Annotated in this window: 19 protein-coding genes; 5 read left to right on the top strand and 14 right to left on the bottom strand. The window is 40.7% G+C overall.

The window, feature by feature from the left end:
• Positions 1–156: 156 nt before the first annotated feature.
• Positions 157–468, bottom strand: coding sequence for a hypothetical protein (locus MSKOL_RS02885; protein ID WP_231592389.1), 312 nt, complete (start codon positions 466–468; stop codon positions 157–159).
• A 1,283-nt stretch (positions 469–1,751) separates the two neighbouring features.
• Here MSKOL_RS02885 and MSKOL_RS02890 point away from each other — a divergent pair.
• Positions 1,752–2,720, top strand: coding sequence for a right-handed parallel beta-helix repeat-containing protein (locus MSKOL_RS02890; protein WP_048123604.1), 969 nt, complete (start codon positions 1,752–1,754; stop codon positions 2,718–2,720).
• Positions 2,721–3,284: 564 nt separating this feature from the next.
• The gene (locus MSKOL_RS02895; protein ID WP_231592391.1) at positions 3,285–4,742 is read left to right on the top strand and encodes a PKD domain-containing protein; all 1,458 of its coding nucleotides are present in this window, start codon (positions 3,285–3,287) and stop codon (positions 4,740–4,742) included.
• Between the two features lie 193 nt (positions 4,743–4,935).
• Here the strand turns inward: MSKOL_RS02895 and MSKOL_RS02900 are convergent, their stop codons facing one another.
• The 11 genes from MSKOL_RS02900 to MSKOL_RS02950 all read right to left on the bottom strand — a co-directional run bounded on the left by MSKOL_RS02900 (position 4,936) and on the right by MSKOL_RS02950 (position 18,243).
• On the bottom strand, positions 4,936–6,285 hold the full coding sequence (locus MSKOL_RS02900) for an MFS transporter (protein WP_048153575.1): 1,350 nt from the start codon (positions 6,283–6,285) through the stop codon (positions 4,936–4,938).
• A 112-nt stretch (positions 6,286–6,397) separates the two neighbouring features.
• Positions 6,398–6,748, bottom strand: coding sequence for a hypothetical protein (locus MSKOL_RS02905; protein WP_048117888.1), 351 nt, complete (start codon positions 6,746–6,748; stop codon positions 6,398–6,400).
• Between the two features lie 672 nt (positions 6,749–7,420).
• The gene (locus tag MSKOL_RS02910; protein WP_048153577.1) at positions 7,421–7,834 is read right to left on the bottom strand and encodes a hypothetical protein; all 414 of its coding nucleotides are present in this window, start codon (positions 7,832–7,834) and stop codon (positions 7,421–7,423) included.
• Positions 7,835–8,070: 236 nt separating this feature from the next.
• Positions 8,071–9,549: a phenylalanine--tRNA ligase subunit alpha gene (locus MSKOL_RS02915; protein ID WP_048153579.1), complete on the bottom strand. Its 1,479-nt coding sequence runs from the start codon at positions 9,547–9,549 to the stop codon at positions 8,071–8,073.
• 126 nt (positions 9,550–9,675) lie between these two features.
• Positions 9,676–11,151 carry a tryptophan--tRNA ligase gene (locus tag MSKOL_RS02920; RefSeq protein ID WP_048153581.1) on the bottom strand — a complete coding sequence of 492 codons (1,476 nt, stop codon included), beginning with the start codon at positions 11,149–11,151 and terminating at the stop codon, positions 9,676–9,678.
• Positions 11,144–11,356, bottom strand: coding sequence for a hypothetical protein (locus MSKOL_RS02925; RefSeq protein ID WP_048153583.1), 213 nt, complete (start codon positions 11,354–11,356; stop codon positions 11,144–11,146). Before MSKOL_RS02925 ends, MSKOL_RS02920 begins: the two co-directional genes overlap by 8 nt.
• A gap of 92 nt (positions 11,357–11,448) precedes the next feature.
• Positions 11,449–12,675, bottom strand: a complete 1,227-nt coding sequence (locus MSKOL_RS02930; protein WP_048153584.1) for a radical SAM protein — start codon at positions 12,673–12,675, stop codon at positions 11,449–11,451.
• Between the two features lie 337 nt (positions 12,676–13,012).
• Positions 13,013–13,624 (bottom strand): translation initiation factor IF-2 subunit beta, encoded by a 612-nt coding sequence (locus MSKOL_RS02935; RefSeq protein ID WP_048117905.1) that lies wholly within the window; start codon positions 13,622–13,624, stop codon positions 13,013–13,015.
• A 35-nt stretch (positions 13,625–13,659) separates the two neighbouring features.
• The gene (locus MSKOL_RS02940) at positions 13,660–14,181 is read right to left on the bottom strand and encodes a 50S ribosomal protein L16 (protein ID WP_048117907.1); all 522 of its coding nucleotides are present in this window, start codon (positions 14,179–14,181) and stop codon (positions 13,660–13,662) included.
• A 400-nt stretch (positions 14,182–14,581) separates the two neighbouring features.
• Entirely contained in the window at positions 14,582–15,718 is a 1,137-nt protein-coding gene (locus MSKOL_RS02945; RefSeq protein WP_048153586.1) for a DUF1786 domain-containing protein, read from the bottom strand.
• A gap of 545 nt (positions 15,719–16,263) precedes the next feature.
• Entirely contained in the window at positions 16,264–18,243 is a 1,980-nt protein-coding gene (locus MSKOL_RS02950) for an amylo-alpha-1,6-glucosidase (RefSeq protein ID WP_048153587.1), read from the bottom strand.
• A gap of 494 nt (positions 18,244–18,737) precedes the next feature.
• On the opposite strand from MSKOL_RS02950, the gene MSKOL_RS02955 reads away from it, so the two are divergent.
• Both MSKOL_RS02955 and MSKOL_RS02960 read left to right on the top strand, forming a co-directional pair.
• Positions 18,738–19,919: a glycosyltransferase family 4 protein gene (locus MSKOL_RS02955; RefSeq protein WP_048153589.1), complete on the top strand. Its 1,182-nt coding sequence runs from the start codon at positions 18,738–18,740 to the stop codon at positions 19,917–19,919.
• 283 nt (positions 19,920–20,202) lie between these two features.
• Entirely contained in the window at positions 20,203–20,742 is a 540-nt protein-coding gene (locus tag MSKOL_RS02960; RefSeq protein WP_048153592.1) for a molybdenum cofactor biosynthesis protein B, read from the top strand.
• A gap of 87 nt (positions 20,743–20,829) precedes the next feature.
• Here MSKOL_RS02960 and MSKOL_RS18610 read toward each other — a convergent pair whose 3' ends face one another.
• On the bottom strand, positions 20,830–23,307 hold the full coding sequence (locus MSKOL_RS18610) for a tetratricopeptide repeat protein (protein WP_052725320.1): 2,478 nt from the start codon (positions 23,305–23,307) through the stop codon (positions 20,830–20,832).
• Positions 23,308–23,683: 376 nt separating this feature from the next.
• Entirely contained in the window at positions 23,684–24,385 is a 702-nt protein-coding gene (locus tag MSKOL_RS02970; RefSeq protein ID WP_048153594.1) for a putative Ig domain-containing protein, read from the bottom strand.
• A gap of 821 nt (positions 24,386–25,206) precedes the next feature.
• On the opposite strand from MSKOL_RS02970, the gene MSKOL_RS02975 reads away from it, so the two are divergent.
• Positions 25,207–25,728, top strand: a complete 522-nt coding sequence (locus MSKOL_RS02975) for a cob(I)yrinic acid a,c-diamide adenosyltransferase (RefSeq protein ID WP_048153597.1) — start codon at positions 25,207–25,209, stop codon at positions 25,726–25,728.
• The last annotated feature ends 50 nt before the right edge of the window (positions 25,729–25,778 follow it).

Genomic DNA, 25,778 nt, shown 5'->3' on the forward strand with positions numbered 1-25,778 from the left:
AAATAAAATATTTAAAAATTAATATAATATAATTAATTAAGTAATAAATGAATGAATGACTGAATGAATGACTGAATGAATGACTGAATGAATGAAAATCCACATTATGGCGAGCTTATTGAAAAATAGGGAATTGTCCTCTTCAAAATTGTCCTCTTAAACCATAACTTCCCTTATCATTATCGGAGTCTCGTTATCCCAATAAATATCCATAGTAGCTGTACTCCAGCGGTTCAGATATATTGAAGTTTTTTCCTCTGCAATTCCGTTATCTAATATAATCTTAAAAATATATTCTTTCGATTCAAAAGAGTTTTTGAGATTAAACGGCTTTGTCATTGAGACTGATTCGTCCGGACGGAGCTTATATGATTCCTTAAATACGGATTCATTATGAGAATTGAGTATTTCAACCGATACTTCATGGGTCCCGACATCGTGGTTTTTTAACTCAAAAAAATTATCCACTGCCGGACCACCGAGAAGAAGTATTAGCAAATAATAACCCACTATTGCAGCTAAGGGTATGATTAATAGAAATAGAAGCAATTTTCTATAATTCCGCATTTACAATCTTCTCCTTGTGAAAGAATATGAAAAGATCTAAGCTCTTATTATTTGAATTATGGCTCTTCGCTGTTTTTTATGGGTTGAAAATAATTGTTTAGTTAGAAAGCATTAAGGTCAAATCTGAAAAAATCAAGCTTGAATGTTATTTTCAACAATAACTGTTTTCATATCTGATATATGCTACTTTAACATTTAGAAGCTAAATGAAAGTTATCCACTCGAAGTAGTGAAGAGCCGTTCATATATGACGAAGCGTAAAATCCCTTAGTCTTTAGCTCAGGGATATAAGCGTCAACTTACTAACGTTCTCCTGTGATTGATTCTGTAAACTTACTTGTATTATTAACATTAATATGTTATTAACTATTTTCTAAAATTTTTTGAAAAAAATACAAAAATATTTTATAATATAACCTGTATAAACCTAGATGTCAACTCAGCAATTAAAGGACAGAAAGGGAAAACCTTTCAGAAGAGTTGACCTGGCTAGACATATTAGTAAAACAGGAATTATTGACCAGAAAGAATAACATCCTGTGGTCAGCAACAGGTTTTGAGTGATAGAAGCAAAAACTTCTAACATTCGGCCCCACCTCCGATGACTGATCCCTATTATGTGATTGGAGAGTGAGACTCTGTGTGCAACGTGTCCGCCCCACATAAATCGCAGAGAACTGAATGGATAGATTCAAAAATATTACGCAGACGTAATTAGAATCTTTGAATTACCGTATAGACCCGGCATAATTAGATACTTGATATGGACTCGGTCTAATTAGATAGTTCGGAAAAACATTACGAGTACGTAATATGGAATTTTGAGAAATATCTGGGAAAGAGTATGCGATTATCCTGGATTTTTGAGTTTACTCAAATTTAAAGTCCGACCCAGGCGATACAATGCTAAAAAGACAGATAGGAAACGTATTCCTAGTAACATGCCTTATTTTAACAATCGTATCAACTGTTGGAGAAATATAACTATCTTATAGTTTTTTGAGTTTACGCAAATTCCAAATCCAACCCAAAGGTGATACGATGCTAAAAAAGAAGCAGGAAACCCTATTCCTGAAAGCATGTCTTAGTTTAACGGCCGTATGTGCTTTGGGGAAAAATAGACTCTAACCCTATGGAACTTTTTGATTCCATTTTAATTCTAAACCCAACCCAAAGGTGATACGATGCTAAAAAGACAGATAGGAAACATATTCCTAGCAGCATGCCTTATTTTAACAACCGTACCCGCTGTGTTAGGCGCACAGAATACTATAACTGTAAATCCAACGTCTGGATCAGATGCCCAGACTGCAATTAATACCGCAATAAACTCCGTAGCACCAGGAGCGACATCAAGTAACCCTGGATATGTTTACCTTGGTGCTGGCACTTATAAGATAAGTGCACCTATAATTTTGAAATCTAATGTGGTACTGAAAGGTGCAGGCGACGATACAATAATCTTTGCTACCGGTTCAGTTTGTAATTCCGATGGATCACCTGCATATGTTTTCGGGTCAGGTGTTTCTAATGTTGAAGTATGTGACCTTCAGTTCAAAAGTACAGCAACCGGACCTGGTGATGGAGGTCACGGAGACTATCGAAATTGCATAAAATTAATGTCTTCGAGTGATAGCAAAGTACATGATATTTTATTCACCCGCTATCTGTATGGCGATGGTGTCAGAATCAGTAAAAGTTCTGGAATAGAAGTATACAATTGCAGAATGCATTCCGTAGGACACGATGGTGTATCATTCCTCTCCGGAACTAAGAATTCCAGAATGTATAACTGTGATGTTGAGGTTCAAACCAATACAGGTGTCAGGATAGACAATTGCGCAAATATTGAAGTGGACCACAATACCTTTTCAGGTAGTGCCGGCTCTGGCTGGTGCTGCGTTGAGCTGGAAAATTCACTGACAAATGCGAATGTACATCATAATATCATGCATGACTTCAAAGGATCAAGCAGCAGTGCAGGTATTGGAAACATTCATGCAAGCGGGTCTATTAGCGTTCATGATAATGTTATGTGGAATGTGTCACCTTACGTTGCGGTCGGATCAGGCTCAAACACATTAGGACCATCAGATCACAGCGTTGAAAATTGGGTAGCAAAAGGATATGGATACGGCTCCCTTGACAACTGATTTAACAAACACGATGAGACATGTTTCAAATTAAGATCCCTGCATATACATAAAGCATTATTGTATAGTCCAAGCTCTCGTATAGCTCGAAAGCTTCGGTTTTTGCAGGAACGATGCCGTAAGTGAAGAAGAAGTCGTGGCGTACTTTGCTTACAAATGATTGTCGGAAAGAAGGTTAACAGGAAACTGTTCCCTCTTTCTTTTATTGATTTTTAATGTTTTATTGATTTTTTATGTTTTTCATTCCTTATTTTTTATTATGTTTTATTCTTTTCATTTTTTACAATGCCTGTCCAGTTATTTCTAAAAGCTCTAAGTATATAAACTAAAGATTTTTTATTTATAAACCACTAAAACTTATTTTTATATATTTTTAAGTAAAAATAATAAAATTTAACTATAGTTTTTAGAATTTAAGTAATTGAATTAAATTTTTATAACTGGATATTATAGGTGAGTTTGATGGAGAAAAGAAAGACTATCCATAAAAAAATATTATTTTCAATATCCTTAATTTTGCTTTTATTTTCTTCTGCAGCATCAGCATCTTCAGCGGAAAGCAGTTTGCCCACGATCAATGAAACTCAAATTACTACCAGTGGGACAGCATGCGAACCTGATATCGATGGTGATAGGATAGTGTGGCAGGATTGGCGCGATGAAAATTATAATATCTACATGTACGATCTCTCTACTGAAAAAGAAACTCAGATAACCACAAATAAATCATATAAATGGGACCCTTCAATTTATGGTGACAGGATCGTATGGACAGACAGCCGCAACGAAAAATGGGGTATCTACATGTACGATCTCTCGACTAAAAAAGAAACTCAAATCCCCACCAATAATGGAGCGGATTATGAATGGCCGAGTGACCCGACAATCTATGATGACAAGATTGTGTGGGAATATATGTTCGAGGAATATTCGCAGATTTATATGTACGATCTTTCCACTTCCGAAGAAACTCAAATTTCCACCGGCGGAAGAGCATACTATCCGGTTATCTACGATAACAGGATAGTATGGGAAGATGATCGAGATGGGAATTATAAATATGATATTTACATGTATGATATTTCCACTAAAAAGGAAACTCAGATAACCACCAGCGGATCGGCAAAAAATCCTGCCATTTACGGTAACAGGATAGTATACGCCGAAGATCGCAGTGGAAACGACGATATCTATATGTATGATCTTTCTACCGGGAAGGAAACTCAGATAACCAGCAGTCCAGATAACCAGAGGTCTCCCTATATTTATGGCAACAGGATATTGTGGAAGGATGAAGGTGGAGAGGATGATGGCTGGAAATATCATGGTATCTACATGTGCGATCTTTCCACTAATCAGAAATTTAAAATTACCAGCCGTGGAAGTGTATATGAGCCTGCTATCTATGATAATAAAGTGGTATATGGCGATGAGAGTAATGATAAATCTGATATTTACATGAGCACTATTTCAAGCGACGGACCAGGACCAATATCACCCGTTGCTTCATTCTCTGCATCTCCAACCTCAGGAAAAGCACCATTAACCGTCGAATTTACTGACAAAAGTACAGGAACGCCGACAAAATGGAAATGGACTTTTGGAGACGGAGCTACTTCAACCAAGCAGAATCCAATCCATAAATATTCCAAAGCAGGAAAATACACGGTAACACTTACAGCTACAAATGCTGCAGGCAGCAACACCGCAACAAAAACAGATTATATAAAGGTAATAGCAAAACCAGTTGCTGCATTTTCTGCGAAACCTACCTCAGGAAAAGCTCCATTAAACGTTAAATTTACTGACACAAGCACAGGAATACCAGATAAATGGAAATGGAGTTTTGGAGACGGGACAACTTCAACCAAGCAGAATCCAGAGCATCAGTACTCACAGGAAGGAAAATATAAGGTTACACTTACAGTAAGTAATGCTGCAGGCGGCAGTACTGTAACGAAGACAAATTACATAACAGTGACAACAAATACAAGACCTGGTATATACGCTGAAAATGAATAAACTCTGAATAAACTCTAAATTAACTAAATTGAAACGATAAAAAAATCAAGGCTAAAGGGTAGTGGGGGAATTATTTATCTGTTTTTCAAAATTATCTGTTCTTCAAAATTATCTGTTCTTCAAAATTATCTGTTCTTCAAAATTATCTGTTCTTCAAAATTATCTGTTCTTCAAAATTATCTGTTTTTCAAAATTATCTGTTCTTCAAAATTAGCTGGTCTTCAAAGCTCCTGAGCCTGAAATTGAGCAAAAAGACTGTGTAGATTACCAGACCTGCAATCAGAAAAGAGGCTCCGGCAAGTGTTTCATATAAAAGGCCGCCAAGGATAAGTCCGGTGATACTGGCAAGGCCTCCGAAACTGCTGGCAACTCCCTGTACCGTACCCTGGTACTTTTTTCCTGCAACCTTTGATAAGAGGGAGAGAAAGGAAGGCCACATAAGTCCGTCTCCAAGTGCAAAAAAACCTGCTGCAAGGTAGGTAAGGAAAATATTTCCAGGAATGAGGAGTAGAAAATTTGTACCGAGCATCAGGCTTCCGAAGATTATAAGGGCTGCATCCGAATATTTTCTTGAAACCCTGGGAAGTACAGTACTCTGTACGATTATCAAAAGCCCGCTCAATACTGTAAAGTAAATGCCCATTTTCGCAATACTCCAGTTGAGAGTTGAAATTGCGTGCAGGGGAAAAGCTGTGTAGAATACATTGTAACCGAGGTCGATTAGAAAGTACAGTCCCAGCATATAAGGGATATTTTGAAGTCTAAGAATCTCCATGAATTCAGGTTTTTTCGCCCCAAACGTGGTTTTGCATTCCCTTATCTCATAACCGAAGATTTTCCATACTTTCTCGGCTTTTTCAGGCTCCCCGAGAGCGCACTCTTTACTTTCGGGAAGATAAAATATAATCAGCAATGTCCCGATAAGTGAGATTACTATTGCTCCAAGCACAGGGGCTACATCCCCATACATTGTTAAGCTCAATATTCCGGCAAGAGCAGGACCAACTATAAATCCCAGGTTTTCGGAAATCGACATCTTCCCGAAATTTCGACTCCTATCTCTTTCAGCAGTAATATCAGCCAGATAGGCATTGGCTACCGATACATTTCCTCCGGTCAGTCCGTCAAGAGCTCTGGCGAAAAAAAGAACTGCAAGGGGCAGAGTAACGGTAAAAACTCCCAGAACTCTGGAATCGATTTTAAACAGGCTTATTACCGGAAGAAATAGAGCCACAAGGAAGATAATCCATGAGAGCAGAGTTCCTAGCTGGCTTATAAACAGTATCTTTTTACGGCCGTAAGTGTCAGACCACCTGCCAAGAATTGGGGCTCCTATTAGCTGAAAAGCCGGATACATCGAACTTATCAACCCATAAATGAAAGCATTTCCTCCCAGTCGGTTAACCAGAAACACCAGAAACGGGAGTACAATACTAAACCCGAGTGTGCCTATGAAGTTTACAGCAAGAATTGGAAGGAGGGAAACGTTTTCTCCTGTACGAGAGTCTGGATTGTTTTTCTTGCCTTTGTTTTCCTTTTCCATCTTTCCTCAGGGTTCGTTTTCGGAAACCTATTCCCAGGGTTTCAGGTTCCCTTTTCCTTTTCACATAACCGGTATATTCAGCTTTCAGATAACAGCTGCTTTCAGATAACAACTATTTCTTATGGACAGTTTTCTCTTTAATTCTCAGAATATCGGCCCATGCCCTTTTCCCACACCTGGGGCACCTGAGGTACTTTTTATTCACACCATTAGGGCTGATGAAATCTTCAAGCGTTGAAACCTCGAACACTTCTCCGCATCCGGGACAGAGATAGGCAAAGTTTTTTGTGTGCCATACTACAAGCAAGAAAAGAACCCCGGCTATTATCATGATCCAGAGATACCAGTAGCTCGCAAGCAGGAAAACTGATGATATCATGATTACTGCTATGAACGCAAAAAGCACTTGAACAGTTCCGTACCAATCGCTTCGCGTAATTTCCCAATATCTATTTTTGTCCATAGTTCACCCCACAATCCCACTTCTTATAATCCTTTATCGGATAATTTATACCGGAAAATAGGATTTGTAGTTATTTAATCCAACTCTCATATAAAAAGTTTAGACCGACAGTCTTTCCAAAAAACTGCTTATCCGTATGCCTTTTAAAAAGACTTGAGCGAAAACTAGAGCAACGACATAGTTGGAGTGATCAACCGGAAAAGTCATTAAAAAATTTGTTATAAAATGATGAAAATTAGAAAAGAAAGATTTCATTTGAGTTTATTTGGATTCGGTTAAGGAATCTGTTTTAACCTCAAAATGGCTACTGCAATCATTTACTCATCAAGATTTACATTTCTAGTATATCGATTCTCAAATATGTACATAATAAGAAAAATAAACACAGTTTATGACGCAAATATTATTTTAAAGTCACATGGAATTTTGTAACACGGAAAACGCAGCCTGTCGCAGAGTGATTTGATCTGGATATTACAACCACGGAAAACACGGAAAGCACGGAAGAAACACGCCTTTACTACTGATTTCCGTGTCTTCCGTGCTTTCAGTGGTTTTCAAAAAATTCATTTTGAACATACTTTGGAATCGATGCACCAGGTTTACAAAAATAGCAACAAAATAACATATTTTTGATGGATCATATATTAACATAACCCAAATTCATTTGAGTTATGTTGTCTTTACTACAAGTCCTTTGATTACATCTTCAGAGTACCAGACCAGGACCTCCAGGCGTTCCGAACATCTGCAAAAGGCATCCTGCACAGAAACCTGAGTGCTAGGATCGGGGTCGTCCAGATGCTTCCAGTCATCATTAACAAAGAGCCATAAACTTCTTTCACTGCCTGCAGGATAGGGCATCAGTTCAAGCCAGTACCGGGTTGCTATGCCGGTTTTCACAGCTACTCTACTCGGTTCGACTGCCTTCTGACCTTCCGGGGCACCTTGCATTTCTTTAGGGGCAGTCACAGATTCTGCTGGATTCTCTTTTTCTGCTGGATTCTCTTTTTCTGCTGGATTCTCTTTTTCTGCTGGATTCTCTTTTTCTACTGGATTCTCTTTTTCTGCTGGGATATCTGTCATTACTGACCCCTTTTGTTTAACTGCTAACGCAATATACTCATCCCTGATTTCACCAATTAATATATAATGTAATTTATATATTTATTAGAGAAAATCTGTTTAGAAACTAGCGTTCCGTAAGGTATATGCCCCTCCCCCCAATTCTCGTGGCCTTGAAGGCCGCAGATTTTTATCTAAAATTAAATATGAAAAGTTTTAACCTGAGAGTTTCAGGTTATGAACCCTTAATTCAGATCTCAGGTCCTGCAAACTTCACTCTTTCTGAGCCAGTCAATATCGGACTGGTACAGAAGCCTGAGGTCTTTAAGCCCGAGTTTCAGCATGGCAAGTCTACTGACTCCGAGCCCCCAGGCAAGGACAGGGTCTTTAATCCCTAAAGGTTCGCTAACTTCTCTTCTGAAAACGCCTGCACCTCCAAGTTCAACCCAGCCCAGGCCGTCAACATAGACTTCAGGTTCCACACTTGGTTCTGTGTATGGGAAGTATCCGGGACGGAAGCGTACTTCTTCGAATCCCATCCTGTGGTAGAATTCTGCCAGCAAGCCTAGCAGGTCTGCAAAAGACATGTCCTTGTCCATTACAACCCCTTCAAGCTGCTCGAATTCCGGGGTATGTGTAGGGTCAATGGTTTCCCTGCGGTAAGCCCTGTCAATGCAGAAAGCTTTTACAGGTGATATTGGGTGGTCAGCCAGATACTTGACAGTGACGGATGTTGTATGGGTTCTCAGCACGTTGCGTCTTGAAAGTTCCTTATCCCATATTCCTCCCCAGCCGCAGGAATCGATTTCTCCTCCGTGCTCATGCATTGCAGCAACATTTTCAAAGTACTCAGTGGGGAGCTCGCAGGTGCTGTCCAGGTGGAAAGTATCCTGCATATCCCTTGCAGGGTGGTCCTGGGGTTGGAAAAGGGCATCGAAATTCCAGAAAGAACTCTGGATGATCCCGCCTTTAATCTCAGCAAAACCCATTTCCAGGAAGATCTGGCGCATCTGTTCTATAAGGCGCCTGTAAGGATGGATTTTGGCTCCATAAAGGGGTTTGGGAGTAATATCAAGACGGTAAGGCCTGAACTTTTTCTCTTTCCAGGCCCCGCTCTTCAATAAATCAGGAGTGAGCTGGGCGATTTCTTCTTCAAGGACAAGCCCCTGGGCAGCAAGCGCATTTCCTGCATCAGTTATGGAAACAGTTCTGAATTTTTCTTCATGTTTTATGATAAGTTTACGCTTGAGCAGGTCCTTTATTGTTCCCTGGTCGGACCCAAGCTCTTCAAGGGTTTTTGCTTTGCCTGTGAAAGCCGCAAGGGTTTCTTCATCTTTTCCTGCATATACATTTCCCGACGGCACCATTACCCCGTTTTCAATTTTCGCCCATCCTTTTTTTACGAGCCAGCCGGTTGCAATCCCTACCATCTGCGGAGAAAAATGGCTCCTCAGCTCTTCAAGCGAGGTAGGCTTCTTAAGGAAGTCAATAATCTGGCGCTCCGGAAGTCCGTTTTTTGTATACTCTTCTCCTTCTTTTGTAAGGGAATAACGTTCAAGTACCTTTTCGGAAACCGAAACCAGTTCTTTTTCCTCAAGCATGAAGGCTGCCTGCATTGCCGCATCCACCTGCAACCCTGATTTTTCCTCCAGCTTCTCGGGGGCAGCAGATCCTATTTCCTCAAGGGCAAGCAAGACCTTTTTCTCGTTGATTGTGAGATTGTCCTGAATACTCATACATGATCACATCCTGAAATTCCTGAAAATATTAAGAGTTTGATAAATTTATAACTAATTATTTTTATAAAAATTATTTTGTAAGGTTATTTATGGACTTGAGTTTTGTAAATTACTTTCTGTAAATTACTTTTTGTAAATTATTTTGTACTCATCAAGTTGTTCCCTTGCAAGTTCCCGTTTCTCCTGATGGTCCTTGAGGAACTCGTACATCTTCTCTGCCGCAAGCTGCTTGCATGAGCCGCACATCCTGGTTCCTGAGACGCATTCCTGCCTGATTTCCAGTAATTCCTCATCGTCCCCAAGAAGGTGAAAGAGCATCAGTTCGAAGACTGAACATTCATCAGGTTTTCCGCCAAGTTTTTTCTGTTCTTCCAGGGTTACACAGCCGCCGGTCTTTGCCCTCTTTACCTTTTTTGCGCCTTCTTTCGGATCGTCAGTCAGAGCAATATAACTGTCAGGGACGCTGCTTGACATCTTTCCTCCCTGCAGCCCACTCATAAAGCGGTGATAGGTAGATGCGGGAGGAATGAAAGCATAGCCTTCGAATTCAGCGGATACTTCTGCCACGACTTCTTCCAGGATTTTCCTTATGATTTTCCAGACTCTTCTGAAAACGAAGTACTTTTCATAATCCAAAAATTCAGGTGGTTTAGCCTCATTCGCAAATTTAGCGATTTCCTGGATCTGGGTCATGAAGTACTCCCTTTTCTCAGGCTGGCTTATCTGTAAACTGAACCTTTCAAGGAATGCATAGTCAGGAATCTGAAGTACATCAATGTGTTCTTCATAGAGTTTCACTTTTCCTGGAATGCGTTTTTTAAGCTCATGTAAAGCTTGCTTCGGTGCTCCTTTGCCGCGCACGCTCAGGTATTTCTCGCCATTTGCGTTTTCTCTCTCCTCTACCCTGAACATACTCATCTTGCCTGCAAGCCCTCGCGTCAGCCGAAGGTGAGGGTCCTGGTCAGGTCCCACAGGCACCACAACTGGCTTTGGTCCCCCAAATTCTTCAAGCTGGGGCTGGAGAATATCGGCAGCCTGGGTTGCTACACTGATCATGTGAGATAGGTTTGTCTCTCCTGAAAAACCATAGATTGCACTCAGTTCCGAGAAATTGACCTTGACCCCTAGTTCAAATGCCAGGTCTTTGACACTATCACAGCCTGACTGGAAGTAAATAAGACCATCGGGCTTAAAACCGAGAGCTATAAGGCTTAATATGTATTCTTCTACCCCAATTTCCCTGCACTTCTGCCAGGAAAAACCGCGTACTGAGAAAGCCTCCCTGTCCGCAATCCCGACAAAAGATGAAGCTCCCATTTGCTGGTGCCAGATTATCTGGTCCATAACCATCTTGTGCCCGAGGTGAACCTTCCCTGAAGGCATAAAACCGTCCATAACCGAAAAAGGGGCACCTGTCCTCATGGCCTCTGCAATCTGTTCGTAATCACGGTGCCCGAAGATAACTCGTCTCCGCATATACATATGTGGGGAGGGGATTTCAGGAAGTACATTATCAAATGGAGAAATCCCGAATTCTTCGAATAACTTGGAATAGTCATTAATCTCGCTTGAACTCCATGGGTCAAGTTTCTCAGTCATAAATTCCCTCGTTGGCTGCCGATTTTCTGGGAAAAGCCTCAGGCAGGCAGCTTTCTCTTACTGAATAATTTAAGATATGAACGCAGTTCCAGCTAAACTGCTCTTTAAAAATACGTGCTAATATGTAAATGTTTATCTTCGGGCAGGCAGTTCCAGACTCATACTGGCTTTCCAGAGGTACGAGACTTTTAATTCTGGTCTGCATATCCCGACTAAAAACAGGTTAAAAAATATAAATGTATCAGAGATATTCTATAGAAAAATACTGTAAAGGGACATCCTGCAACTTATTCCTTTTTACTTTTCGCAAACCTTTTCAAAAGGATAAGGCAGCTTTGCTCCTTTAGGAATCCTGTCAACAAACTCCATAAACTCCGGGTCGTGCATCGGGGCCAGGTTTTTCTGCTTCTGGAAATAAGAGTAACTCCTGATTTTCTGCCAGGCCTCTTTTAAAGATTCCTCTTTTATGTTCCCAAAACTGAAAGGCGGATAAGGGCCGGCTTTTGTATCTCCGTCTACCGTTATATGCATCCAGCGCCTGCCTTCCATTGCACCCATCATCTGACCTTCAAAATAAGTATTTGCAAACATCCGCGGGCCGTTGGGACTGGAATTTATCCTGTGGTACATCTCAAGGATGCTTTTTCGATCTTCGTCAGTGATTACAGGTTCATCCCTGGTTTTGGGCATTGCTTCCCATACTGAAAATTCATGGACTCCGAGTTCTGATGCAAGGTTATAGAGCGCGGGCAGTTCCTGTATATTTGAGGGAGACGCATGTGTTGTCATTACAACCATGAGCCCGGCTTCAAGTGCCAGTTTTATGGCAGAAACCGCCCTTTCGTATGCTCCACTGGAATTTCGGGCAGCGTCGTGTTTTTCAGGATCAGGTGAGTAAATCCCTACCATAAGGGAATGGAGCCCGGCGTCTTTCAGGCGGGAAGCTGTTTCTGCTGAAAAGTCCGTACCCCAGGTGGAACAGTTTACTATAGCCCGCTTTTTGTCCACATACTTTATCAGCTCAAAGACTTCTTCCCTCAGGAGAGGATCATTTTCAGTAAATGTGATAATGAAACTGCCGGATTCAAGGGCTTCATCAATTATTCTTTTTAATGTGCCGGTATCCAGCTCATCTGCAATCGTTCCTGATGGATATCTCGAACTGTTCTGGAGGGTAAGTTCAATGGATACGGTTTCAGGGATGTATTTCCCGAGAGCTATCTGTATTTCCGCAAAAATAAGACGTTTAAAAGCCGGGCTTGGGATCGGAGGGAGCCAGGCTGAAGCAATAACCCTGCCCTCCTCTACAAGGGCTAGCTTTTCCTCTCTCAGGCGGGAATTCATCTTTTTCAGGATAGGGGTGAAAGCTACTTTCAGGGTCCCGTTTGCCGTAAGCTCCAGAACGTCCCCGGCATTCCTGAGGTTTACTGACAGCCCGGGCATTGAGAAAATTTCTATATTTTTTTCCTCTGCCTGAACTTTTCTCAATGAAACTTCCGGTGTATCCTTTTTTTCAGAAGTCATTCTTTCTTCACAGGTTCCTGATTTGCTTGCTGGATATTTAAAATCAACCCTTTTTAAAACAATCCTTTTTAAAACAATCCTTTTTAAAACAACCTTTTTTAAAACAATCCCTTTTTAAAACAACCCTTTTTAAAACAACCTTTTTTAAAATAACCCCTTTTTAAAACAACCATTTTGAAAAAAGGCTTGACCGAAAAACAAGTCGTCCATGGATTTTCTGGAGGCTTAACTCTGGAGTGCAAGCTTAAATCTAAAAGAAAAATTTAGGCTACCCAGGCACGAAAATATAAGTAATCGACCTGAGCTGCTTTTTAAGATATTTAAAAAAGCTTAAACCTCAGGCTGCTCTCTCTGAGAAAGCGAGGTTTCCGCTGATTTTCTTTATTTTTACTTTGACCACGTCGCCTTTTGAGGCTCCGGGCACGAAAACCGTATACTTATCTATCTTTGCAATTCCGTCGCCTTTGGACCCGACTGCATCGATCCGGAGTTCGTAAGTTCCTCCTTCTTCGATGGCATCCCTGACAACCACATTGCTTACCTTTCTCTTTTTGACGGGTCTGTGAGCTCCGCAAGCAGAACATCTCAGGATAAGTACTCTGTCCACCCTGACAAGCTGGGTGTCCGGGCGTCCGCATTCCGAACACATAACGTATTCGTCCACATAAGCCTGAATGTTATCAGAGATCTGGGCTCTCGTAAACCTTCCCTGGAAGACTGCGCGTGTGCCTTCTATTTTCCCTGCAGTCCCAAGTTCCCTTGTGAGATATTTCATCAAGTGGTCAGGGTCCCGGTTAAGGATATCTGCAATATTTCCGAAGTTCTCAAGAATTGTAGTCTTTCCTTCGGAAAAAATTCTGGGCTCAGGGATTACGAATCGAGCATCCGTAGTCTCGGTGTCAGGCATTTTTGCCATTGCACGGTTCAAAAGCTCTTCGTAATCGTACATAATATTACTCCTTTTGATGTTAACGGTTTAACTGGTTACTGTACCAGTTCTGCCCCTTCATCGATAACGACTCTACAGGGGGTTGGCAGCTTCTGTCCTGCGTGCCAGAGAGCTTTCTTTGCGGCCGCAAAGTTCTGCTTTTCAACAGCCACTGTGAAGATCTTCTGGAATGGGTTTACTCTTGCTGCAGTACCTACGTTCTTTCCAAAAGCCCTGCGCATTCCACTGGATACACGGTCAGCACCCGCGCCGGTTGCCTGCTTGTTTTCCCTGAGGACTTCGTGGGGATAGACACGGAGCTTCATGTAATAGCCCATCTTCCCTGTATCTTCAGTCAGGTGCCTGTTTGCTGTAATACGGGCTGCTTCAAGAGCAACGTGCCTTATCTGACATTTTTCTTCTACAAGCAGGGAGACTTTAATCGGGAAGGAGGTGTTTGCTTTGTCTCCCATATCATAGTGAATAATCTGGCTGCCTGGAACACCGCCCATGTATTTTCTTCTGGTAAATGAGCGCTGCCTCACGTTTCTGTACATACTTCCTGGCTTTCGTACCATAAGCTTGATTCTCCTGAAAGATAATGAGTTTAATTTAGCTTGATTTAACTTAGTTAACTTAATTTAGCTTAGTTCAGCTTGCTTAATTTAACTTGATTTAGCCTGATTAGTTTAATTTAATTTCGCTAAAGCTTGTTGTTACGGATTCCTTTTCGGTTCCTTTCCGCATATAAATGTTTGCAGTAAGTTCGTGAAAAACCATCTAGCAAACGATTCAGTATGAGATATGTGCATATAGAGATACCTGCCTGTATTTACATTTATCTGTAAACCTGCCCTGGTGGACTTCAGCAAGCAGCTACTGTATTTTCCTGGCTCCCTGATAGGGATTCGGAATTAAATTTTCATAACCCCTGAAAATTTGTATATCCTGGGCTTAAGCGACTTACTCCCTAACTACTTAGTGGTTTATAAGGTTTATTGATGGTTCAGGGTACTTCTCCAGAAATCCTGCAAGTAGCCCAAAACAGCCTGAAAGCATCATACTCCCGAAAGGTGCGGCAAAATGCAGTTTGTTTGATATCTCCTTCCTGATTTCGGATTCAGAAAGCTTTTCAAGAATTTCTCTTTTTGGACCCGTAACTAATATAGATCTAACCTGCTCAAACCCAATTTGTTCAAAGCCTGAAATTTCCTTTCTATATGCTCCATGCCCTCCGTCTTCGAAAACCTTGTCAAAACCAAGTTTTCCGTCGGCAAGCTTTATGATGTATTCCTGGAGTTTCTCAGGGTCCATGAGGAAAGTGTGATGCTCAAAAACGGCCATGATCCTGTTTTCATTCACAAGCGCCCCCAGAGTATGACCGTTTCCAATGTTAACCACAACAGACGGCTGTACAGCCGCAGGATCAGTTAGTGCTCCAAATATGGCTGCTGGTCCGGTATCCATGAAAACGACTTTGGTTTTCCGGTTCCCCGCAGCTTTGAGAAGAGAATCTGCCTGGGCTTTCATACGGGTAAAAGCCTCAGGAATTTCCTCGGGCCTGTAGACGAAGTTCTCAAGTTCTCCTCCCTTATCAATGAGTTCTCGAAGCAGTTCAAAACGGTAGATCCTGTTGCTCTTCTCAGGAGCATTCCCATGATCCTGTACTGCCACGGCAAAATTTGCAGGCATCTGAACCTCAAAGGCAGAAAGCGCAGTCGAAGTCGATACCGGATCGAAATCCTGCATAACAATTTCCTGTGTATTCTCTTCAGATGCAAGTTTTTTTGCTTCCGCTTCGGAAATGATTTGAATCCCGAAAGCCTTCACTTTTTCAATATTATCATTGATAGTCAGAGCAGCCTGTTCAGTAGCATACACCGGAAAACCTGCCTTTAGATGAGCCCTGATAGCAAACGTAGAAGGGCCTCCTCCCATTATGTTTCCGGTAAATACTATTGTCTTTCCTTTTTTGGTCGCTTTCCGTACCTTTTTCGCAATAATCTGAGTGGGAGCGGGCATGACCATAAGCAGGCTGTTTTCCACTTCTTTTTCTGAATTGAAGAGTAGAATATCCTGCGTACCTGTTCCTACATCCGCTGCAAGTATAAGCATACCTGTGCATTAGCTGATAAATTATTAAAATATAAGCAAACAGGTGGGAAATATAAGCAAATAAGTGGGAGTAAGCAGGTTACTGGAGAGCAGAACCCTATACGAAATTGGCCAGAATGCTGAGTTAATCAGGATACTGAGTTAGCTCAGATGCCTAGTGCATCGATTCTCAAATAAGTACATAATAAGGAAATAATTACGGCTTACGACTCAAATATTATTTTCAAGTCACATGGAATTCTGTAACACGGAAAACGCAGCCTGTCGCATAGTGATTCAATCTGGATATTACAACCACGGAAAACACGGAAAGCACGGAAGAAACACGTCTTTACTACTGATTTCCGTGTCTTCCGTGCTTTCAGTGGTTTTCAAAAAATTCATTTCGGACATACTTTGGAATCGATGCACTAGTTGGTCAGAAGTAAACAGTCAAGTGACGAACCAAAATCATAATTTCCTGAATTATATAATTAGGAGCGCTTTTATGCAAGTTTTCACTGTTTTTTGACTATCAAAAGTAAAGGCTACACACAACCCCGTTTTCAAGGTTTAATCCCAAGTACATCTTCTACATATGCCCTTAAAATTTCCGCGACGCTCCATGCCTGGGCGATACAACCTCCGGGGGAGTGAGGATAGTCACCGTCAAATACTTCAGAAATGGAACCGATGCCTGCTGTTTCAAGCTGAATATCAAAGCCCTTGAGAAGAGTCCGCATATTCTCCACGCTATCTTCCGAATAATTATTGACTTTCCTGTAGGCTTTCACATAAGCTCCAAGAAGCCAGGGCCAGGCGGTCCCATTGTGGTAGGCTGTATCTCTGGTTAAGGCATCTCCATGATATTGTCCTTTATATAAGGGGTGGTCTTTCGAGAGAGTCCTGAGGCCAAAGGGGGTCAAAAGGTCTTTTTCAACTCTGTCCACAACCGCTTTTTCTTTATCAGGGGGGAGCATGGTATAAGGTAGAGATACGGCAAAGATCTGATTAGGTCGGATAGCAGGGTCTTTAACCTCGTTTCCTGTTTCATCCTTATATACGAGGTCAAAGAGACAGTTGGTTTCAGGGTTCCAGAAAGTGTTCTCAAAACTCGAGACAACACCGTTTGCAAGAGTTTCGTATGGAGAGACCTCTTCACCGAGAAGCGTGCCAAGGTAAGAAGCGGTTTTCAGGGCGTTATACCAGAGAGCATTTATCTCACAGGCTTTACCTGCTCTTGGAGTCACTGCCCATTCTCCGATTTTTGCATCCATCCAGGTTAGCTGGGGTCCATGCTGGATGAGATAATCTGAATCCATGCCGATTCCAAAATCTGTGCCTGTAAAGTAATGATCTATAATGTTAACTACTGTGTCCCATATATCTGAGAGGAAAAGGAAATCGTTTGTATATGCAAAATAGCGGCTAAGGGAATGAATAAACCAGAGAGGAGCATCCACTGTATTGTAAATTGGTTCCCCTCCGAAAGCCGGGAAAGTGTTAGGGATTAAGCCTCTCCGACAGTACCTGGCAAAATAATTGAGAATGGTTCTTGCTTCCTCAAAACGATAAGGAACTAAAAGCAAGCCAGGCAGAGAAATCATGGTATCCCTTCCCCAGTCAGAATACCAGTGATACCCTGCAATTACCGTATCCTCATCTGAAATATGGCTTCTCACTACGAAAGTATCAGTCGCCCTGGTAAGTTTAAGAGCAAAAGGATCAATAAGTTTCGAATCAAGGACAAGAAGGTTCTGCCGATTTGCTTCCCTGGTACGGAGTTTATCAACTTGCTTAAGATTAAGAGAAGAAATATCTCTTGTTGAAGCAGCAACAAAAAAACGGAAATTTCCCAATCCGATCTCGCTTTCAAAATAACCAGGACTGAAGTTATCTTCCTCCGAATTAAGCCCCCTTTCTTTCTCGGCGTCATACTCTAAGTTATAGTACCATGTGGGATCAGGATGATACTGGAGATCAGACGAAAGCGAGAAAGTAAAACCATTAGAGCTTGCCAGTTCCACTCCAGCAGGAGTAGCTTCCTGGGTAAAGGAAAGGTATCCGGCGCGGGCAGTGATATTAAAGTCTCTTGAACTTACTAGAGGAATAATTCTTAGTAAAGCTTCCTCTCTTCTGGATTCTATATCATAGAGAACACAGGTTGTGTTACTGTTGCGCACCATGAAGACGGTTTTCTTTACGGTTAAATCGCCGGGATGGTAAACCCAGGTAGGAAATGGGTTTTGAAAGAATTCTGAAAGATAATTAAAACCCGTAGGAGAAATAATGCCTGGATATTTATGGGTTGCAAGTTTATAGGTTTCTTCGCTGGTAGAAATTTCCTCATCAAGGGACGAAAGTAGCAAATATCTACCTGGATAATTCTGTGGAGCTGCGACAAGCAGTCCGTGATAAGTCCTTGTTCTTGCGTTAATTACTGTAGAGGAAGCAAATCCTCCAAGACCATTTCCTATAATCCATTCTTTTTTTATTCCTTCGTCATATGTAGAAAGAAAATCTGCCCCAAGCCTGATCCCACTCATGTATACTTAATTTGAGTCGAGTCATTAAATATCTGTGTGTTTGAAAAAAAGCAATGCGTTGCTGTAAACAATTAATTCATTTTTATGTACCTGTGAATTCTATACTTTTCGCGCGGTCTGCTGTTGTATCGTGTATTGAACTTCCAAATGGTTTTGGATCTGCGAAATTATTCTGTGAAATTATTCTGTGAAATTATTCTGTGAAATTATTCTGCGAAATTATTCTGCGAAATTATTCTGCGAAATTATTTCAGGATACAACGACTTGAAATCTTTTTCTTATTAAGATATTCTTAATATTCTGATTCTGGCTACCGTATGACAAATTACCTTGACCTATAACCTTGACCCATAACCTTGACCTCAAGCTCCTTTATATTTTTATGGAAAATATTATAAATTTTGAACTATATTATTAACACACAACAGGCAATGGAAAGCCTGAACTCTTTGATACTTATTTCCTTAATTTTTCAAAAATGAGTAGTGGGTCTATGAAAATGATTAGAATAGGGATGTTTTCCTGGGAAAGTTTGTACTCAATACGTATAGGAGGAATTTCTCCCCATGTATCCGAACTCTCTGAGGCTCTTGCAGCAGAGGGACATGAGGTCCATCTTTTTACGCGAGGCCGTGGAGACGATAATGAAATAATCAACGGCGTCCATTATCACAGAGTTGCCTGTGACCAAAATGGGGGAATTGTTGAACAGATGGACCGGATGTGTGATGCTATGTACTACCGGTTCCTGGACGTAAGAGAAAAAGCAGGTGAGTTTGACATCCTTCACGGGCATGACTGGCATCCGGTAAATGTTCTCTGCAGGATAAAAGCTCAGTTTGGGCTGCCCTTTGTATTGACCTTTCACAGTACTGAATGGGGACGTAATGGAAATTGTTACGGAGACTGGTGGGAGACAAAGGAAATATCTCACAGAGAGTGGCTCGGAGGGTACGAATCCTCTGACGTGATTGTGACCTCGCCAATATTGAAGGAAGAAATTAAGCAAATTTACAAAATTCCCGATTATAAAATCTGGAAAATTCCTAACGGCATAAACGTGGGAAAAATAAAAAGAAATATTGACCCCGGAGACGTGAAAAAGCACTATGGCATTAACCCTTTCCTTCCGGTTGTGCTTTTCACGGGAAGGATGGCATATCAGAAAGGCCCTGACCTCCTAGTCGAAGCTGCGGCAAGAGTCCTGAAAAAAAGGGATGCCCGATTTGTACTTATCGGAGATGGGGGAATGCGCTCTCATTGCGAATACCAGGCTCAGAAACTTGGCATCGGGAACTCGTGCAATTTCCTCGGATATGCCCCGGATAACACCGTAATAGACTGGTTTAACGCCTGTGACCTTGTATGCGTACCCAGCCGGAACGAGCCCTTCGGAATCGTTGTTCTTGAAGCCTGGGATGCAAAAAAACCGGTAGTTGCAAGCGATGCAGTTGCCCTTGTGGAGAATTTCAAGACAGGTGTTGTTGCTTATAAAGAGCCCTCTTCTATTGCCTGGGGACTCAACTACGTCCTTGAAGGGCTTGGCCGTAACAGAATGGGAAAAAAAGGGCATGATGTTCTCAAAAAGAAATATAACTGGAAAAGAATAGCTGAAAAGACTCTTGAAGTATATGAAAAAGTAATTGAAAAAAGTCCTTATCATAAAAGTATGTGAGAAAAGCAAAAGAAACTCGACCGAATAAAATTTCACCTAAAAGAATAAGAATAAACAACTTGTAGCTACTGAATAAACAGCTCCATAGAAATGCTATTCTGGTTCTGTAAAATCTTCGGGAAATTATAATTTACTCCAGCCAAATTGAACCTGTATAGCTGTTCAGCCTCCGAAGATTTTACAAGTCCCTGTTATAGTCATGCCTTTAATTGCTGCAACAAAAAATACTTTATATCTCCTTGATTAGTTGCATTGTTTAGACTCATGGCTATAGGTGGTTTTCATGAAAGAATCTACACCGGAAATTCACAAAAAAGAAGCAAAAAAGTTCTTTTCTTTTGCCTTAATCACAATTTCGACCTCAAGATATGAAAAATACGGAAATCCCGCCTCACCTGAAGATGCCGATGACATTTCAGGCAAAAATATGAAAGATCTTCTCGAAGCGGCCGGCCATAATATTTCTTTCTACAGGCTGGTTTCCGACAAAAAAACCTCAATTACAGATGCAGTTCTTGCTGCTCTTGACAGCCCCGCAGATATTATAATTACAAGCGGAGGCACAGGGCTTGCACCAAAAGACATTACAATTGAGTCTGTTACCCCACTTTTTGAAAAGGAAATCTCAGGTTTCGGGGAACTTTTCAGGTATAAAAGCATTGAAGACATAGGAACGTCGGTAATCCTTACCAGAGCTGTAGCAGGCGTGATTAAAGGAAAAGCGGTATTTTGCCTTCCGGGGTCACCTAATGCTGTGAAACTGGCAATTTCTGAGATTATAATTCCTGAAGCTGGGCACATTGTCAGGCATGTAAAGGAATAAACCGGATAAATTGAAGTAGATGGGCTTCTTATAAGAAAAATCTCGTGAGGAAGTAATAATCTAAACTGTATATTGTACTTTCAAAAATCATTTTTCTTCATCTCCTTCACTCATTTCTGAAATAAGAAAATTATAATTGTTTTTTATTGTAACTGTATTGGGATGCTTCGGTCCCAACTTCTTTTCTACTATTTCAAGTGCCCTTTGATAAAGTGGGAGTGCTTTTTCGTATTCTCCCATACTTTCATAGAGTCCTGCGAGATTGTTTAGTGTTGTTGCAACATCTGGGTGTTGCGGCCCGAGCACCTTTTCACGAATGTCCAGTGCCCTTTGATAAAGTGGGAGTGCTTTTTCGTATTCTCCCATCTGACGATAGAGTCCTGCGAGATTGTTTAGTGTTGTTGCAACATCTGGGTGTTGCGGCCCGAGCACCTTTTCACGAATGTCCAGTGCCCTTTGATAAAGTGGGAGTGCTTTTTCGTATTCTCCCATACTTTCATAGAGTCCTGCGAGATTGTTTAGTGTTGTTGCAACATCTGGGTGTTGCGGCCCGAGCACCTTTTCACTGATCTCTAGATCCCTTTGATAAAGTGGGAGTGCTTTTTCGTATTCTCCCATCTGACGATAGAGTCCTGCGAGATTGTTTAGTGTTGTTGCAACATCTGGGTGTTGCGGCCCGAGCACCTTTTCACGAATGTCCAGTGCCCTTTGATAAAGTGGGAGTGCTTTTTCGTATTCTCCCATACTTTCATAGAGTCCTGCGAGATTGTTTAGTGTTGTTGCAACAGATGGGTGTTGCGGCCCGAGCACCTTTTCACGAATGTCCAGTGCCCTTTGATAAAGTGGGAGTGCTTTTTCGTATTCTCCCATACTTTCATAGAGTCCTGCGAGATTGTTTAGTGTTGTTGCAACAGATGGGTGTTGCGGCCCGAGCACCTTTTCAATTATTTCCAGTGCCCTTTGATAAAGTGGGAGTGCTTTTTCGTATTCTCCCATATTTGTATAAAGTATACCGAGATAATTCAAAGTAACTCCAACGAGCAAATGCTCAGGGCTGACATTTACTTCGAGTATCTGAAGAATTTCCTCATAAAAGGGAGAAATCAATTGCCAGAATGCTGCTCTATAAAACGGATTAGATACAGAAATAAACCATTCGCATAATTCTTCTGCTTCCAATGACTCTTTTGCATGGTAAAAAGCTTCGGTAAGGGTGTTTTCGTGTTCTGGGATTATTTCTTTGATATCTATATTTTCTAGCTTTTTGCTGTAAAAATCAAGTAGATACTTATGGATATTCTTTCGATCTGTGGGATCATGGAATTCCTTAAGGCTTTTTCTCATCAACTGGTGAACAGAGCATTTTCCATCGGTATCTTTTTTGATAAAAGAAAACTTAATCAGTTCTGAAAATGCGCCAGCAGGATATCCTGAATCAAACTCTTTCATCAATATTTCGAAAAGGGCTCTGTCCCAGGAATTGGGTACTGAAAGCACTTTGAGGGCTCGAATTTCATTATCATTCAGGTATTTCACGAATGTATTGAATATCTCTTTCTGCGTCTTTCCGAAGTCCTCAGAGACTGGCTGCCTGTTCTTTCTAATCTTTTCATAGGTATCAACAGACAGGTTAAGGTAGTATGGAACTCCTTCACTGGCTTTAATAATTATATTCCGAATGTCCTTATTTTCAACACCACAATCTTCTAAAAATTCTTGACAATATCTCTCTGGAAGTTCATCTACCGAATGTTGTTCCAGATACATTTTCCAGTCTTCATCACATTCGGGAACCCATAACAATTCATCCCTTCCACAGATTACCCATGAAACTCCTTTCATGTTTGGGATCAGGTTTTCCCTTATCCACTCATCTTTTTCATGAAAACCGCCTTTCTCCCTCAGACCATCCCAGAGAGCTTCGTAAGTGTCAATAAATATGTAAGCTTTTGAATTCGTACCTAAATAACTTGTAAAATCTGCAGCAAAAAAGCCAGGCAATAATTTTTCTATTTCAGGGGCTTCCATAGAAACAAGTTTATTGATGTCTATGGCTTGTTCTTTATAATATCTCTTTATGTTGTCTGGTGCATTATTTATAATATCCCAGATCAATCTTGTAGGCCCAAATTCATTAAGGACATCTATTATTTTACTGAAAAATTTTCCTTCTTTAATCACAGGATAGTTCTCTTCTAGCAGGGGAATTTCAGGGTGTAGTTTTTTCCAGTATATGGCATGAGCAATGTTGAAAAGGTAAAACTTAGCTTTGTATTTCTCCTGAATCTTGTTTCTCAGGGCGATTAAAAAAGTTCCGACTTCTCTATAAGTTTTTGTGTTCAGATCAATAGCTGCCCAGAATATTTCGGGATACTCTTCATCCAGTATCTTTTGCAATTCTTTCTGCAGCTTGCTTTTCCCGATTCCGGCAATCCCATGATAAAATAGTACGTTGTATTCTAGATTTCCCGAATTCTGGATATTTTCTCTGAAAGTCTGAATGCAGGCTTCCCTATCAACAAATACTCTCTCTTTCCCAAAGTACGTTGTAGGACCGATGGGCATGTATATCTCCACAGGCCAGTTTTCCAATTAACTAAGTTTCCGACCTGTTGAACTATTATTCAACTCGTCCTATATTACAGTACTGAAATCTTTCAATTAATTTCAAAAATCCAATAAATGAAGCCCGTCAACATTCAAAAAAAAGATAGCAGAAATAATTATGGGAATTGAAAGGACATCTGCGGAAATCCAGGTGAAAACTTGAATTTATTCTTTAATATCCCTGAACTCGTAAAAAAGAAGATTTAGTCTGTAATTTTTAATATTGGCTCTTCGCCATTCTTTATGGATAAAATGATTTTCAATTCAAGACCGCATTGGTTTTTATCAGGACATTATGAGGATATCCACAAAAAACAACGAAGAGCCTTAATATTTATCTAGAGACTTCGTGATGAGCAACCGCTTTTTTGTAAAGCTCAGATGGTAGACTCGAGGATCCATGAAGTTCAGGTGGTTTATAGTTCTTTGGGACAAGGAATGCAGCGACTTTTGTTGCGTATACATCTCGTCCGCCCGTATCTATATCGCACTTCCATTTACCATTGCAGTTAATTGTTGTTAATGGTTGAGCCCAGGTGGGTTTATTCCACCATCCTAAATTTGGAACGTATATAAAGACAGCAACCCTATAGGCTGAAGTACTTACACCTTTAACTGTACCTGAAGCGTATCCTGAGGTTCCATAACGTGACACGGAAGTAATTTTTATGTTTGGATTCTCAGCTAATACTGTTATTTTTACTTTCTCAGAGTCTTTTAGACCTTTGGCTTTCGCGCTGAATGTTACAATATAGTTTCCCTTCTGACCAATTGCAGGTGTCCAGGTAAACTTGCCAGTGCTCGCAACCAACCTGGCTCCACGTGGTAGACCTGTAGCAGAGTATGTTACTTTATCGCCATCAGGGTCTTTTGCTGTGAGAGTAAAGCTTAACGTTTTCCCTTCATAAACTGTTTTACTGCCTATAGGATTAAGTACTGGAGGATGGTCAACAGAAGCTGAGGTAATTCCTGTTGTCATCAACATGAAACACATTAGTATTGCAAAGAAAAACGGTCTGTTCAACTTAGTCTTCATTTAACCACTCCTATACATTACTTATAACACAAATTATAACACAAATTATAACACAAATTTTCGGTCTATGATGTCCGCGCTCATAATTGAGGTTTCTAGCATTGCGATATTTCCTCAACGCTCGAATCTAAATCTTCATTATGGGGTTTCGATTCCAAAATTAGTTCCTTATTCTGGAAAAATCATTGATCTTCGGATATATTAAAAAGTTAAGTTTTGTGAACACATATTTCAGAATCGCTTCCGAATGCAGTACTAGAAGAATTTTTAGAAAATTAAGATTCGTGTCTGAAAATATTGTGGCTCTTTTTATTCAGTTGATAATATATTATCCGCCTACTATTTTGTTGATCTTTTACCAATAATGCTCTTAATAAAAAACAAAACAACAGTAACAAATATCATCTATATCGCTCAAATACTTATATTTATTCATTATATACAACGAAAAATGACGAAATATTTCATAAAAAGTAGGCTTTCGGCAAATCAAGTACTTGAATTATATTATTGAACAGGATCACAGATCAGTAAAGCGGATAATTTATCTAATGTAAGGCTTTCAGTCTTTTTACATATCCATTGTTCCGGACCTCAATGAAACTGGAACTGATTTGTATTCCTTGCACAAAAACGCAATCATTTGTCATACTGAATTTTTAATCATGGCAATGTCAACTATGTAAAAATGGACAACCAAAAGCCCTTTTATGGAGAAAAACTAATTTTTTATGGGTTATGGAGACCCTGATACAAAAATAACATATTCCTGCAACTACACTCTTTTTTTGGGGAGAAAGTACACTTTCTGAGGGGTTAAATTGGTTAAAGGCCTGGTTTATCTTTACACGGGGGAAGGAGAAGGAAAGACCACAAACGCCTTTGGACTGGCTCTCAGGGCTGTAGGTCACGGGTACAGTGTAATAATAATCCAGTTCATGAAAGGCAGGAAGTACATAGGGGAGTACAAAATAAAGGACAGGCTAGCTCCGGAATACGAGATCCACCAGTTTGGAAGGGAAGATTTCATAGACTTCAAGAATCCCGTGCCTCTGGATTATGAACTGGCGGAAAAGGGCCTCGAATTTGCAAAAAAAGCCCTGAAAAGGAAGCCCAGGCTCCTGATACTGGACGAGATAAATCTTGCAGCCCACTTTGGTATTGTGAAAACCGAAGACATCCTCAAACTGCTGGATGATATACCGGAAGAAACCACAGTTGTCCTGACAGGGAGGAGGGCTCCTGGAAAACTGATAGAAAGGGCAGACCTGGTAACGGAGATGAGGCTTATAAAGCACCCCTTCGAAAAAAACGTCCCGGCAAGGGAAGGGCTTGAATATTAATCAAAAACATGTCCAGCTCACAAAATATACGCTTCCTGTATGTGTATATT

Origin of the sequence: Methanosarcina sp. Kolksee (assembly GCF_000969945.1) — an archaeon.
Lineage (GTDB): Archaea > Halobacteriota > Methanosarcinia > Methanosarcinales > Methanosarcinaceae > Methanosarcina > Methanosarcina vacuolata.